The organism is Pseudoalteromonas sp. MB47, from assembly GCF_011319765.1.
GTDB classification, from domain to species: domain Bacteria; phylum Pseudomonadota; class Gammaproteobacteria; order Enterobacterales; family Alteromonadaceae; genus Pseudoalteromonas; species Pseudoalteromonas simplex.
On record NZ_VFBD01000001.1, the window covers coordinates 1 to 14,466 of the forward strand.

The 14,466-nt window shown below is 43.2% G+C and carries 9 protein-coding genes; 6 read left to right on the plus strand and 3 right to left on the minus strand.

Annotation, left to right across the window (positions count from 1 at the left end):
- The 3 genes from IMPJCBKJ_RS00005 to gltB form a co-directional block, all read right to left on the minus strand.
- Window positions 1-510, minus strand: a 510-nt coding sequence (locus IMPJCBKJ_RS00005; RefSeq protein ID WP_206004017.1) for a transposase domain-containing protein, incomplete at its 3' end; no start/stop codon positions are given.
- 122 nt (window positions 511-632) lie between these two features.
- Window positions 633-2,048, minus strand: a complete 1,416-nt coding sequence (locus IMPJCBKJ_RS00010) for an FAD-dependent oxidoreductase (protein ID WP_138615989.1) — start codon at window positions 2,046-2,048, stop codon at window positions 633-635.
- A gap of 9 nt (window positions 2,049-2,057) precedes the next feature.
- The gene (gltB, locus tag IMPJCBKJ_RS00015; RefSeq protein WP_166338054.1) at window positions 2,058-6,515 is read right to left on the minus strand and encodes a glutamate synthase large subunit; all 4,458 of its coding nucleotides are present in this window, start codon (window positions 6,513-6,515) and stop codon (window positions 2,058-2,060) included.
- 694 nt (window positions 6,516-7,209) lie between these two features.
- Here gltB and IMPJCBKJ_RS00020 point away from each other — a divergent pair.
- The 6 genes from IMPJCBKJ_RS00020 (at window position 7,210) to IMPJCBKJ_RS00045 (ending at window position 14,427) form a co-directional block, all read left to right on the plus strand.
- Window positions 7,210-8,463 (plus strand): efflux RND transporter periplasmic adaptor subunit, encoded by a 1,254-nt coding sequence (locus IMPJCBKJ_RS00020; RefSeq protein ID WP_166338072.1) that lies wholly within the window; start codon window positions 7,210-7,212, stop codon window positions 8,461-8,463.
- Window positions 8,464-8,484: 21 nt separating this feature from the next.
- Complete coding sequence (locus IMPJCBKJ_RS00025) at window positions 8,485-9,192, plus strand: ABC transporter ATP-binding protein (protein WP_166338056.1); 708 nt, start codon at window positions 8,485-8,487, stop codon at window positions 9,190-9,192.
- Between the two features lie 2 nt (window positions 9,193-9,194).
- Window positions 9,195-10,508 carry an ABC transporter permease gene (locus tag IMPJCBKJ_RS00030; RefSeq protein WP_105173978.1) on the plus strand — a complete coding sequence of 438 codons (1,314 nt, stop codon included), beginning with the start codon at window positions 9,195-9,197 and terminating at the stop codon, window positions 10,506-10,508.
- Between the two features lie 11 nt (window positions 10,509-10,519).
- Complete coding sequence (locus IMPJCBKJ_RS00035; RefSeq protein WP_166338058.1) at window positions 10,520-11,725, plus strand: FtsX-like permease family protein; 1,206 nt, start codon at window positions 10,520-10,522, stop codon at window positions 11,723-11,725.
- Window positions 11,726-11,806: 81 nt separating this feature from the next.
- Window positions 11,807-13,135: a sigma-54 dependent transcriptional regulator gene (locus tag IMPJCBKJ_RS00040; RefSeq protein ID WP_166338060.1), complete on the plus strand. Its 1,329-nt coding sequence runs from the start codon at window positions 11,807-11,809 to the stop codon at window positions 13,133-13,135.
- Complete coding sequence (locus IMPJCBKJ_RS00045; protein WP_166338062.1) at window positions 13,135-14,427, plus strand: ATP-binding protein; 1,293 nt, start codon at window positions 13,135-13,137, stop codon at window positions 14,425-14,427. Before IMPJCBKJ_RS00040 ends, IMPJCBKJ_RS00045 begins: the two co-directional genes overlap by 1 nt.
- Window positions 14,428-14,466: the final 39 nt, after the last annotated feature.

Here is a 14,466-nt window from a genome sequence, read left to right on the forward strand (position 1 = left end):
GAGTTCCATTTGACAGACCATACGAATTTGAGGAAAAGCCGATTCGCGTTTGTCATTGTGCAACTTACCAAATGCATCATTGTTAGCTGGCGTGTCTTCTGCACGCCACACCACGCCATCAACGCCAAGTAAGGTTAATCCACACCAGTTTGGATGTGGTGTGTCTTGATGCCAACGGGATTGAGTCATATTAAAGATATGACGAATAGATTCCGAGCCTAAACGCTGTCTTGCTTGAACAATCGCACTAGGAGCTACAAAAGGTTTCTTACTTGGTAATACAATATCAAGACGATTAATGACCTGAGTCATAGGCATATCTCGAAACAATGCGCTGCCAATCACACTCCAGACCATTAGCTCAAGAGGTAGCCTGCGCTTCCTGAGTGTTGCGACCCCAGACTCTGCAAGTGCTTGTTGTATTAAAGACTCATCCAGTATTTCCGACAAGCTGTGAATATTAGAATCGATAAATGATGAAATATTGGCGAAGCTATGATTAAGGGGCATAAAAAAATCCGATGACCTGTGATCATCGGATTTTGATCCTATTATGCCAAATGTCAATTGCTTAACTGATCGGCATTGAGCTCGGTAGCTTGCTTTTAAAAGTGTTGAATGGCGCCTTAGAATTAAACGTCTAAGTAATCCATAATCCCTTCTGCGGCATTTCGGCCTTCGAAAATAGCCGTTACCACTAAATCTGAGCCGCGGACAATATCGCCACCGGCAAAAATCTTAGGGTTGGTTGTTTGGTGAGTAAATTCACCTTTTTCTGGTGCATTGATACCACCCCAATGATTGATTTCAACACCGTACGGTTCTAACCAATCCATTTTATGAGGTTTAAAACCAAACGCCATGAGCACTTTAGTTGCTTCAATAACATGCTCAGAACCTGCTACTTCTTCAGCACGGCGACGACCATTTTCGTCCGGTTCACCAAGTTGGGTTTTCACCATCTTAACACCAGCAACTTTCCCTTGCTCGTCAACCACAATGCCTTTTGGCTGAACGTTAAAGGTAAACTCAACGCCCTCTTCACGAGCATTTTTAACTTCGCGCTTTGAGCCTGGCATGTTTTCTTCGTCACGACGATACGCACAGGTAACCTGTGTAGCACCTTGTCGGATAGAGGTTCTCACACAGTCCATCGCAGTATCACCACCGCCTAATACAACGACTTTTTCGTTCGCCATATCGATATAAGCTTGCTTGTCTTCTGCATAGCCCATAACACGGTTAGTGTTACCAATTAAAAACGGCAGTGCATCAAACACACCCTCTGCATCTTCATTCTCAAGGCCTGCACGCATACTTTGATAGGTACCCACCCCTAAGAATACGGCATCATATTCAGCCAAAATTTCATCAAGGGTAATGTCAACGCCAACTTCAGTGTTTAGCTTAAACTCAACTCCCATTTCCGTGAAAATTTCACGACGCTTTTGCATTACTTCTTTTTCAAGTTTGAATGAAGGAATACCAAACGTAAGAAGGCCACCGATTTCTGGGTGACGGTCAAACACCACAGGCTTAACACCGTTACGTACTAAAATATCCGCACAACCTAAACCTGCAGGGCCAGCACCTATGATAGCCACTTTTTTGTCAGACCATACCACATACGACATATCTGGTTTCCAGCCCATTTTAAATGCCGTATCAGTGATGTACTTTTCGATATTACCGATAGTGACAGCACCAAACTCTTCTTCAAGTGTGCAAGAGCCTTCACACAAGCGATCTTGTGGACAAACTCGTCCACACACCTCTGGTAAGCTGTTTGTACGGTGAGACAGCTCTGCCGCTTCTAAAATACGGCCAGTACGAATGAGTTTTAACCATTGTGGAATATAGTTATGCACTGGGCATTTCCATTCACAGTATGGATTACCACAATCTAAACAGCGATCCGCCTGTGAGTTAACTTGTGTCTCAGAAAACGGCTCGTAAATTTCTACGAAAGATTGTTTACGTGCTGAAATTGGCTTTTTGCGCGGATCAACACGTTGTACATCGATAAACTGGTATACATTTTCGCTCATACTACCCCCTTACTGAGCCTGAACACGAAGCTCTGCGCTACTGCGCGCTCGGTGTCCGAGTAAACTTTTTACATCACTAGATTTTGGCTTAACTAATTTAAACATTGGCATGTATAAATCGAAGTTAGCTAAAATCTGCTCAGCGCGGTTTGAGCCGGTAAGCTCTAAATGCTCAGCAATGAGGCCGCGTAAATGTTCTTGATGTGACGCCAACCCTTCAAGGGTAACAATTTCAACAAGCTCAGGGTTAATGCGTTTTTCGAAGTCGTTGCCCTCATCAAGAATATACGCAAATCCCCCTGTCATACCTGCACCAAAGTTAATACCTACTTTGCCAAGTACGCAAACCACACCACCTGTCATGTATTCACAGCCATTGTCACCAACACCTTCTACAACCGCTTGAACGCCTGAGTTACGCACTGCAAAACGCTCACCGGCACAGCCTGCAGCAAATAACTTACCGCCTGTTGCACCATATAAACAGGTATTACCGGCAATGGTCGCTTTGTGGCTTTCGAACGATGAACCCAGCGGTGGGCGAATTACTAGCTTACCGCCAGCCATGCCTTTACCAACATAGTCATTGGCATCACCAACCAGTGTCATTTCAAGGCCACCCGCATTCCATACACCAAATGACTGACCCGCTGTACCATGAAGCTCAACAGAGACAGGATCAGCAGCCATACCTTGGTTACCGTGTTTAGAAGCGATATAGCCAGATAACATAGCGCCCACTGAACGGTCTGTATTGCAAATACGGTTAACCAGTGAGATACCTGATTTTTCATCAATTGCTTGTTTAGCTTTTTCAAGCAAGGTTTCATTTAGCTGACCTAAGTAGTGTGAGCTATTTGGCGCGCTACAATACAGTGTTTCACCCGTTGGGTTGTTAGGCACAGCAATCACTGACGACAGATCGACTTTCTTTTGTTTCTCTGTGTTGCCTTCGATTGCTTCAAGTAAGTCCAAACGACCAATTAAATCTGTTAAACGAGTTACACCTAAACTTGCCATAATTTGGCGAGCTTCTTCGGCTATAAACTTAAAATAGTTCATCGCCATTTCTGGTAGGCCATGATAATGCTTTTGGCGCAGCGTATCGTCTTGCGTTGCAACACCAGTCGCACAGTTGTTTAAGTGACAAATACGTAAATATTTACAACCAAGTGCCACCATAGGGCCAGTACCAAAGCCAAAGCTTTCAGCACCTAAAATAGCCGCCTTAATGATATCTAGACCCGTTTTAAGACCACCATCTGTTTGCAAACGAATACGGTGACGTAAACCATTTTCTACCAGCGCCTGCTGGGTTTCAGCAAGACCAAGCTCCCAAGGGCTACCTGCATACTTAACAGAAGTAAGCGGGCTTGCACCTGTACCACCGTCATAACCAGCAATGGTAATTAAATCGGCATAGGCTTTAGCTACGCCTGTTGCGATAGTACCCACACCCGGCTCAGAAACGAGTTTCACCGAGATCAGTGCATCTGGGTTTACTTGTTTTAAATCGAAAATAAGCTGAGCTAAGTCTTCAATCGAGTAAATATCGTGATGCGGCGGAGGCGAAATCAAGGTCACACCAGGCACTGAGTAACGTAATTTTGCAATATACGGCGTTACTTTTTCACCCGGTAATTGACCACCCTCACCTGGTTTTGCACCTTGCGCCACTTTAATCTGAATGACATCAGCGCTACGTAAGTAATGTGGTGTAACACCAAAACGGCCCGAAGCAACTTGCTTAATACGTGAGTTTTTCTCTGTACCGTAGCGAAGCTTGTCTTCACCACCTTCACCAGAGTTTGAACAACCCCCTAAGCGGTTCATTGCAATCGCGAGTGCTTCATGTGCTTCTGGCGATAATGCACCAATACTCATTGCAGCAGAGTCAAAACGTTTGTACAGCTCAGTTGCTGGCTCTACGTCATCAACACTCACACCGCTATCAGGAATTTTCACCGCTAGCATGTCACGTAAATTGGTGATCGGCCGGTTATTTACTAAATCAGCATAAGCCAAGTAGTCTTTATAATCCCCAGAGCGTACTGCCTTTTGCAGTGTTTGAATAACATCTGGGTTATAAGCATGGTACTCACCACCGTGAACATATTTTAGTAAGCCACCATGACTTAATAACTTACGTTTACTAAATGCCAGCTTATGAAGTTTACGTTGGTCATCATCAAAATCAGTAAAACACGCCCCTTTGATACGACTAGCTACACCGTTAAAACAGGTTTCTACAACCGCATCTGATAAACCAACTGCCTCAAATAACATCGAGCAGCGGTACGAAGCGACAGTACTGATCCCCATTTTCGACATGATTTTATACAGACCCTTGTTGATCGCATTACGATAAGCAAGCGTTACTTCGCAATAGCTCTTGTTTAAAATCTTTTTGTCACTCATTGCAACTAATGATTCATATGCAAGGTACGGATAAATTGCCGTTGCACCAAAACCAAGTAATACCGCAAACTGATGCGCATCACGGACACTACCCGATTCGATGATGATATTAGATTCACAACGTAAGTTATTATCGACTAAACGCCTTTGAATTGAACCAACCGCCATCGCAGCCGGGATCGGCAAATGCGTTTCGCTAAAGTTACGATCACTTAAAATAAGCATGACACAGCCTGACGCTGCTTTTTCTTGTGCTTCATCACAAATACGTGTGATTGCGTTTTCTAAGCCTTCTTCTAGTGTGTAAGTGATATCAATTTTACAGTAACTGTAATGCTCATCGTCAGCATTGATCAGCTGTTGCATATCAGCGTACATCAAAATCGGCGTATCAAACTGTAATCGCTTAGCGTGGCCGGTTGTTTCGTTAAATACGTTTTGCTCACTACCAATACAGGTTGCCAGTGACATAACGTGATTTTCACGAAGTGGGTCAATTGGTGGATTGGTTACTTGCGCAAATTTTTGTCGGAAGTAATCAAACAGTGAGCGATGGCCTTCTGACAGAACCGCAAATGGCGTGTCATCACCCATTGAACCTGTTGCTTCTTGACCATTTTCACCCATTACACGAATCACGCTATCAAGCTCTTCGTTGGTGTAGCCAAACATTTTTTGATACTTAAGCAGTGTTTCGTCATCAAAAGAACGGTTACCCGCATCTTTTTCAGATAACTGTTCAAATGGCGTTAAACGCTTAACGTTTGCTTCAAGCCATGCTTTATATGGATGGCGTGACTTAAGATCTTGGTCAATCTCATCTGAATGCCAAATTTTACCTTGATGAGTATCAATTACTAATAACTCACCTGGGCCAACACGGCCTTTCTCAACCACTTCGTCTGGCGCGTAGTCCCAAATACCGACTTCTGAGGCAAGGGTAATAAAACCGTCTTGAGTGATTACATAGCGCGCTGGGCGTAAACCGTTACGGTCAAGATTACAAGCTGCAAAACGACCGTCAGACATTACAATACCAGCTGGGCCATCCCATGGTTCCATATGCATTGAGTTAAAGTCATAGAATGCACGTAAGTCATCATCCATAGCACGGTTTTTTTGCCATGCTGGCGGCACAAGCATACGCATTGCACGGAATAAATCCATGCCACCCGCTAAGAACAACTCAAGCATATTATCTAAGCTAGAAGAGTCTGAGCCGCTTTCGTTCACGAAAGGCGCTGCTGATTGCAAATCAGGAATAAGTGGTGAGGCAAACTTATACGCACGGGCGCGCGCCCATTGGCGGTTACCTTGAATCGTATTAATTTCACCATTATGCGCTAAATAGCGGAATGGTTGCGCCAGTGGCCAACGAGGTTGTGTATTAGTAGAGAAACGTTGGTGGAATACACAAATCGCACTGGTCATGCGGATGTCAGCTAGGTCTAAATAAAAGTTAGGTAAGTCTACAGGCATCATTAAGCCTTTATAAACAGTAACTAAACCAGATAAGCTGGCAATATAAAAATGTTCATCGTTTTCGAGGCGTTTTTCAGCACGACGACGCGCTACATATAAGCGACGCTCTAAATCTTTTGGACGCCAGCCTTCTGGTGCGCTTACAAAAATTTGTTCAAAGCCTGGTAGTTGTTTTTTTGCAATTGGCCCTAAACATGACGCATCGGTAGGTACTACGCGCCAGCCTTGAATGCTCAAGGTTTCTTTTTCGAGTTCTTCACTCAACACATCTTTAGCTGTTTGCGCAAGTACAGGATCGGCATTTAAAAATACCATGCCAACGGCGTAGTTCTTTCCTAAATGCCAATCATGTTCGCTGGCAATAGCACGAAAGAAGCTATCAGGTTTTTGCATTAATAAACCACAGCCATCACCTGTTTTACCATCTGCAGAAATACCCCCACGGTGCTCCATGCGATCTAAGCCAGTGATTGCTGTTCGAATCAAGCGGTGACTCGCCTGACCATTGACCTGGGCTATTAAGCCAAAGCCACAATTATCTTTTTCTAATTTTGAGTCGTATAACATAGACCCCTCCCCTTGCTACAACGACTAGCGGTTCAGTCTTTTGTGACAGTGCTAGCAGACGAACAAAACTATCGCCAAATACCTCATGAGTCAATAGAGTTTTGAATACATATTCATATTCATGAATATTTCTCACTTAAGGTACTTTTTAAATTCTATGCTATTTTTTTACATTTAGTCGTATTTTACCCGTTATTTTTTTATGACACTGGTGTCAAATTTAACAACTTGTAAAAAAACAATCTAAAAACCCGCCACTTTACGTTAACGTAAACTTCGCTTTATTTTGAATAATTATTCAAATTATGAATATCAATGCAGTTTTTACGGGGTCTCGACTAGCCTAACTGCATCATTATTTACTCTTGGCTTTAGCATAGTTACAAACTACGTATCTGAGCAGACTACCTTAGTCGCAATGACTGAGTTCTTTACCCTTGCGTCAACAATCAGCAATTAAAAAGTGTCCGCTGCGGACACTTTTTCTGTCCGCGGACAGACATTAACTCACTGTTAAAACATAAAATAATTAAAAATCAATAAATTAAAAACTGGCACGCTACTGGTATAGATAAGACATCAGCGAAATTGAGGATTTCAAAATGTTCACTATCAGTTTGTTTATGGCTTCTCCACTTACCATGCTTGCCGTTGGCTTCATGATTGTGTGTTTTGAGAATCGTAAGGAGTTATGATGATTAAGGATACCAGTGCCCAAGATATTACAGTGGCCAAGAAAAACACCATTAAAAAGCCACTTATACTAGCAGCAGGTGTAATACTTGTTGGTGCACTCGGCTTTAAAGCATTGTTTGCCAGTAACGATGGCAGCATCTCGGTTGATGCAGCAAGCCTACAAATTAGTGAAGTAAGCCAAAAGACACTCACCAGAGATGTAGCAGCAAGCGGTAAAATCGTTGCAGCTAATGCGCCAAAGGTTTACAGCCCTGAACGCGGCTTTGTCGATTTAAAAGTTAAAGCCGGTGACAGCGTTGAAGTAAATGAAGTGATCGCAACCGTAACCAGCCCTGAGCTAACCAACGAGCTAAAACAACAACAATCAGTATTAGCGAGATTAGAAGGCGAGTTACAGCGCAAGCAACTTGAAGCGCGTAGACAAAAACTAAGCCTGACTAAAGCGCTCGATTTAGCGCAAGTTGAACTCAATGCTGCAGATAGAGAAAACCGCCGAGCTAAAATCTCAATCGAAAAACATTTAATTAGCCAAATAGATTTAGAAAAAGCCGTTGATGACTTAGCCCGTGCCAAGCTGTCTTATAAGCACGCCGAGCAAGAAGTCAGCTTAGCTAAAGACACCCTCGCATTTGAGCTAAAAGCAGCAGAGCGTGATCTGGCACGTCAGCAACTGATTGTTGATGACTTACTCAGACAAGTAAGTGAACTCACTATTACCGCGAGTGTAAACGGCATTGTGGGTAACTTATTAGTGCAACAAAAAGAAGCGGTCACACAAAGCCAACCATTAATGACATTGGTCGATTTAAGTAACTTTGAAGCAGAACTGCAAGTACCAGAAAGCTACGCCAATGAGCTGGGTCTTGGTATGCAAGTTGAGCTTACTTTAGGTGCTCGTCATGTCACAGGCACGCTATCGGCTATATCACCTGAAGTAAATAATCGCGAGGTCACAACCCGCGTACGCTTTGACAATGAGATTTCTGGCATTCGCCAAAACCAACGCTTAACCGCACGTATTTTACTAGAAAATCGCGACGATGTATTACAAGTAAAACGCGGCGCATTCTTACAACAAGGTGGCACCCATGCTTATAAAGTTGACGGTGACATGGCTTATTTAATCGATATAAAAACCGGTGCAAGCAGTATCAATGCTGTCGAGATAATTGAAGGCGTAGAGCCTGGCGATAAGTTAATTATCTCGAACTACGATCGCTTTAAAAAAGCACCCACACTGGTTTTACGCTAACAAATAAAAGGAATAATCAACATGCTTACAATGAACAACATCAGCAAAGTGTATCAAACAGATATGGTACAAACACATGCCCTTCGTGACTTTAATCTTCAAGTAGAAGAAGGTGAATTTATTGCCGTAACGGGCCCAAGTGGCTCAGGAAAAACCACATTTTTAAACATCGCCGGTATGTTAGAACCCTTTAACGAAGGCCAATACATGCTAGACGGTATTGATGTGGGTAAGCTCAACGACAACCAGCGTGCAGATCTTCGTAATCAAAAAATTGGTTTTATTTTCCAAGGCTTCAACCTGATCCCAGATTTGAACCTCTATGAAAATATTGAAGTACCACTGCGTTATCGCGGTATCAAAACCGCCGAGCGTAAACGCCGAATCGAGCAATGCTTAGAGCAAGTTGGTTTAGCATCACGCGCTAAACACTTACCGCAACAACTTTCTGGTGGCCAACAACAACGTGTAGCTATTGCCAGAGCCCTTGCTGGTGAACCGCGCTTTTTACTTGCCGATGAGCCAACCGGTAATTTAGATAGCTTAATGGCCCGTCAAGTAATGGAGCTACTTGAGCAAATCAACCGTGATGGCGCAACTATCATCATGGTTACCCATGATCCTGAACTTGCTCGCAGAGCACCACGTAATATCCAAGTTGTTGACGGCCAACTCGCTGACTTCACCTTGTATCAAGGCACTCAAAACCTTAAAGCGGCTGGAGTGTAACCATGTTCCTTCATTATTTAGATTTAAGCTGGCGCAGCTTTAAGCGCACGCCACTTGTGAGCTTTTTAATGGTATTGGCCATAGCCATTGGTATTGGCGTAACCATGACCAGTTTATCTGTGTATCACATGATGTCGGCAGACCCTATTCCTGAAAAAAGTAGTGACCTTTATACAGTACAGCTACAAACCATGGATGAAGGCCGTACGTGGTGGACAGTCGATAACATGCCACTGCAATTAACTTATCAGGATGCCGTTAACCTTAATCAAGCGAATGCGGGTGGCAAACGTGTCACTATGGTTAGAACGGGTTTTTCGGTTTATTTAGACTCAGATAAAGTTAAACCATTTATTGGACAAGCACGCCTAACCACGCCTGATTTTTTCGATATGTTTAACCTATCGTTTATTTACGGTGGGGTTTGGAGCGCGCAACAAGAAGCCGATGCAGCCCCTGTTGTGGTGATCAATAAAGAATTAAACGACAAGTTATTCGCAGGTGAAAACCCTGTCGGTAAAATGGTGTACCTCGATGATGCCAGCTACGAAGTTATTGGCGTGATTGATGATTGGGATATCACCACCAAATATTATGATCTGAACAACGGTGCATTTAATAAGACCGAGCAACTATTTTTACCATTTAGCCTAATGAAAGCACGCCAGCTTGAAAACTGGGGTAATACCAATGGTTGGAAGCACGAAAAAACCAATACCTTTAACGACAAACTCAATTCTGAAATGGTGTGGTTACAATTTTGGGTTGAACTAAAAACACCTGCAGAAAAACAAGCTTACCAAGACTTTTTAATGGCCTATATGCAAGAGCAACAAAAGCTAGGTCGTTTTAACCGCGAAAAATTAACCGCCACCTTACGCGATGTAAATGAGTGGATGCAGTACAACAATGTCGTTAGCGAAGACAACGAAATTCTGGTTGGCCTAAGCTTTATGTTTTTAGCAGTATGCCTTGCCAACATTTTAGGTTTATTACTAGCGAAATTTTTACGCCGCGCTCCTGAGGTTGGTGTGCGCCGTGCATTAGGTGCCAGCAAACGCCAAATATTCTTTCAACATATTGTTGAGGTCGCGATGTTAGGTTTCTTAGGTGGCATCTTCGGAATTATTTTGGCGCAAGTGGGCTTATTAGGCGTACGTCAAAGCTATAGCTACTACCAAAGCTTAGCCACTATGGATTTAACCATGCTACTCAGCGCACCTGTGATTGCAATTAGCACCTGTGTGATAGCGGGTCTGTACCCTGCTTGGCTGGTATGTAAAACCAACCCTGCTATTTATCTTAAGAGCCAATAAGGAAGACACCCATGTTAGAAATTAAACCTATCTTTCACGCCTTATGCCGCTCAAAAGTTGGCGCTATTTTATTACTGATCCAAATTGCCATCACCACTGCAATTGTTAGTAACGCAGCGTTTATTATTCAAGACAGAATTAGCTATTTAAGCCAAGAGACTGGCTATCCTGAACAAGACATTTTCGTTTTTAATGTCATGATGTTTGGCAAAGATGTGTCGCCGTCACAGCAATATGAGCTTGATGAAGCCATGCTTCGTCAAATACCTGGTGTAGTTGATGCTGCTTATTCAAGTAATACACCGCTTTCGGGCAGTGGCTCTTCGTCAGATTTTAGTTTAAAGCCAGCACCTGAAGAGAGTAAATCAGCGCGTAGCTCTTACATGTTTATCGATGAGCATGGCATTAATACTTATGGTGTAAAACTCATTGCTGGGCGCAATTACACTGAAGACGAAGTGATCGTTACCGATAACTATGATGAGCTTTCAAAAGTAACCGTTGTCACTAAAACTCTACTCGATGAGCTGTTCCCTGACGGCAATGGTTTAGGTCAAACTGTCTATTTTGGTGACATTCCAATGAAAGTAATTGGTGTTGTTGAACTTATGAAAGGCCCATGGCTTAAAGACAGTCGTCCAGATAACGTAGCACTGCTGCCTTTTATTAAGCCTGGTACAAATGCACGCTTTGTGGTTAGAACAGAGCCTGGTCAACGTCAATCAGTCATGAACCGTGTTGAAGAAGCCATGCTGAAAAACTACAACAAACGCGTGATTTCTCGCATTCGTGGCTTAGATGACGATAAAGAGTCATACATGGCTGAGGATACATTAATGATGCGCATGCTGATTGTACTTATTACTATTTTAGTGTTGGTGACGGCCCTGGGTATTTTCGGCCTAACGCTGTTCAATATTAGCAAGCGTACTAAACAAATAGGCACTCGCCGCGCTTTAGGCGCCAGAAAATCTGCCATCATCAGTTACTTTTTAGTTGAAAACGCCATGATATGTATCGTTGGTTTAGTGATTGGTGTGATTGCTGCCGTGTATTTAGGTCAGCTACTCATGCAGCACTTTTCAATTGCTCAGCTTGATATTAGCTACGTGATTGCTACAGCACTGGCAGTGTTCGTTATGAGCTTATTAGCGGTACTTGCACCAGCAAAACGGGCTGCGAATATCTCACCGAGCATTGCAACTCGAACAATTTAGTTCTCCCAACCTATGCTACACTGGATTAACAGTGTAGCATTCATCTTGCACCCTTATTAGGAAAATAACTAAAACAATAATATGGAAAAAATACTAATCGTCGACGATAACCCAGCCATTTTGGATGCATTGTCGTTATTACTCGAAATTCACGGTTTTGATGTTGTTACAGCAAGTAACCCGTTTGAGGCAATTCAAGCCGTACAATACCAACGCATAGCGCTTGTTATTCAAGACATGAACTTTACCGCCGACACCACTTCCGGCGAAGAAGGCAAAGAACTTTTTTATGCCTTACGAGACATTAATCCTCACCTACCGATTATTTTGATCACCGCATGGACAGAGCTTTCTACTGCCGTTGAACTTGTCAAAGCAGGGGCTGCTGATTATTTACCAAAACCATGGGACGATGCCAAGCTACTTACTTGTGTAAATAACCTAATCGAGCTAGGTAAAGCAAAACAGCAAAACGAAACCTTTACACGCCACCAGCAAGAGCGTGACGCATCTGTGCAACAAGCAAATTTGGTGGGCTTGGTTTATAAAAGTACCGCTATGGAGCACATTGTTAATCTTGCGGTTCAAGTGGCTAAATCGGATATTTCAGTGCTGATCACAGGCCCCAACGGCAGTGGTAAAGAGCGAATTGCGCAAATAATACAGGCTAATTCATTATTAGCAGATAAACCCTTTATCACTGTTAATGCGGGTGCTTTGCCAAGCGAGCTTATTGAGGCTGAATTATTTGGTGCCGAAGCGGGCGCCTACACCGGTATTACTAAACAACGCATTGGCCGTTTTGAAGCGGCCGATGGTGGCACCCTATTTTTAGACGAAATTGGTAACTTACCACTTTCTGGGCAAATGAAATTATTACGCATTTTACAAACCGGTGAATTTGAACGTTTAGGTTCAACACAAACTCGTAAAGTGAATGTGCGGGTGATTTCAGCTACCAATGAAGATTTAAGCCATGCAATTAAAACAGGTCAATTTCGAGAAGACCTTTACTACCGCTTAAATGTGATTGAGTTAAATTTACCAAGCCTTGCCCATCGCCCAGATGATATTTTAGCTTTAGTCGCACACTTTTTACCTGAGCGCACACTGTCGCTAAGTACAGAAAAAGCCCTGCTCGCCCATAGTTGGCCGGGTAATGTTCGTGAGCTTGAAAATGCCTGTAAACGCGCTGGCGTTTTAAAACCCACAGGGGTGATTGAGCTTGCTGATTTTGGCTTACAAGTTGAAACAAACAGTCCAACACAAACAAGAGCAGAGCCTAACAAACAAGAGATTGAGCTTGCCATGCGCGAATACAAAGGTGTGATTGCTAAAGTGGCTCGCCATTTTGGCTTAAGCCGCCAAGCACTTTATCGCAGGCTTGATAAATTTAAGATTGAATACTAATGCGTTTTTCGTTTCGATATAAAATCATAACTTTGTGTATTGCAGCGTCTGCATTGCCGCTTATATTGGTTTGTTATTTTGCGGGCATAAGCTTGCTTTACAGCCTATTAGCCCTGAGTGCTTGCGCCTTGATCAGCGGATTTTTTGCCGCGCAATTATCAGCTCCGCTCATTGATGGCATGAACTCGCTCGAAACCGGGCTGCTTAATTTTAAAGATGGTGAGCTGGCTACATTATTAGCCTATGATGGCAGTGATGAGCTAGGTGATTTATGCCGGCTTTATAACCAAACCGCAAAACAGCTTCGCCAAGAAAAGCAATGGATTTATCAGCGTGAGCTAATGCTCGACAAAGTACTGCAAAGCTCGCCACAAGCTGTACTTTTGACTAACGACCAAGGCTTTATTGTGTATAGCAACCACAGTGCTCGCAGTTTACTCGATGCTAAATCAGCCCTTGAAGGCGCCAAGCTTGAACATTTATTAGATTCAAGCTGCGAGCAATTAACGCGTGCCATTCACAAAGGCGTTGATGGCTTATTTACCCTCGACAAAGCAGATCAAGAATCACAAACTTGGCATATGGCAACAGGTCGATTATTACTTAATAATCAGTTTCACCAACTGTATGTTTTTAAACAACTGACCCGTGAACTAAGCCGCCAAGAAGTAGAGGTTTGGAAAAAAGTTATTCGTATTATTAGCCATGAGCTTAACAACTCCCTTGGACCAATGTCGTCTATGCTTCATAGCGCGCAACTTTTAACAAAAGAAGTTGACGAGCCACGCTTAAAACGGGTATTTACCACCATTGGAGAGCGCATAAAACACCTTAATGAGTTTGTGCAAGGCTATGGTAAATTTGCCAAGTTACCCACCCCTCAACTATCAACGATTAACTGGCCGACGCTGATTGAGCAATTAAAAAGTCAGTGGCAGGTCGAGGTCTCACTTGATGAGCGAGTGACAACTGATGCTGATCACACTCAGCTCGAACAGTTACTTATAAACCTATTAAAAAATGCCTATGAGTCAGGGTCAAACCCCGAAGATGTCAGCTTAACAGTGCAACAAGAAGCAAGTGGCACTCACATCACGGTGAGTGATAAAGGTAAAGGTATGAGTGAAGCTGTAATGGCTAACGCACTTATACCCTTTTACTCCACTAAAGCAACAGGCAGTGGCCTAGGGTTAGCACTTTGCAGGGAAATAGTTGAAGCGCACCACGGGCAAATTAGCTTGCATAACCGCGAGCAAGGTGGATTAAGCGTGCATGTTTTGCTGCCCGCGTAATACAACAGATACAAAAAAGCCGCAATCAGCGGCTTCTTT

Bases quoted from the DNA above. Each gene is read 5' to 3' on its own strand.
- IMPJCBKJ_RS00010 (WP_138615989.1), bottom strand. From the start codon at position 2,048: ATGAGCGAAAATGTATACCAGTTTATCGATGTACAACGTGTTGATCCG.
- gltB (WP_166338054.1), bottom strand. From the start codon at position 6,515: ATGTTATACGACTCAAAATTAGAAAAAGATAATTGTGGCTTTGGCTTA.
- IMPJCBKJ_RS00020 (WP_166338072.1), top strand. From the start codon at position 7,210: ATGATTAAGGATACCAGTGCCCAAGATATTACAGTGGCCAAGAAAAAC.
- IMPJCBKJ_RS00025 (WP_166338056.1), top strand. From the start codon at position 8,485: ATGCTTACAATGAACAACATCAGCAAAGTGTATCAAACAGATATGGTA.
- IMPJCBKJ_RS00030 (WP_105173978.1), top strand. From the start codon at position 9,195: ATGTTCCTTCATTATTTAGATTTAAGCTGGCGCAGCTTTAAGCGCACG.
- IMPJCBKJ_RS00035 (WP_166338058.1), top strand. From the start codon at position 10,520: ATGTTAGAAATTAAACCTATCTTTCACGCCTTATGCCGCTCAAAAGTT.
- IMPJCBKJ_RS00040 (WP_166338060.1), top strand. From the start codon at position 11,807: ATGGAAAAAATACTAATCGTCGACGATAACCCAGCCATTTTGGATGCA.
- IMPJCBKJ_RS00045 (WP_166338062.1), top strand. From the start codon at position 13,135: ATGCGTTTTTCGTTTCGATATAAAATCATAACTTTGTGTATTGCAGCG.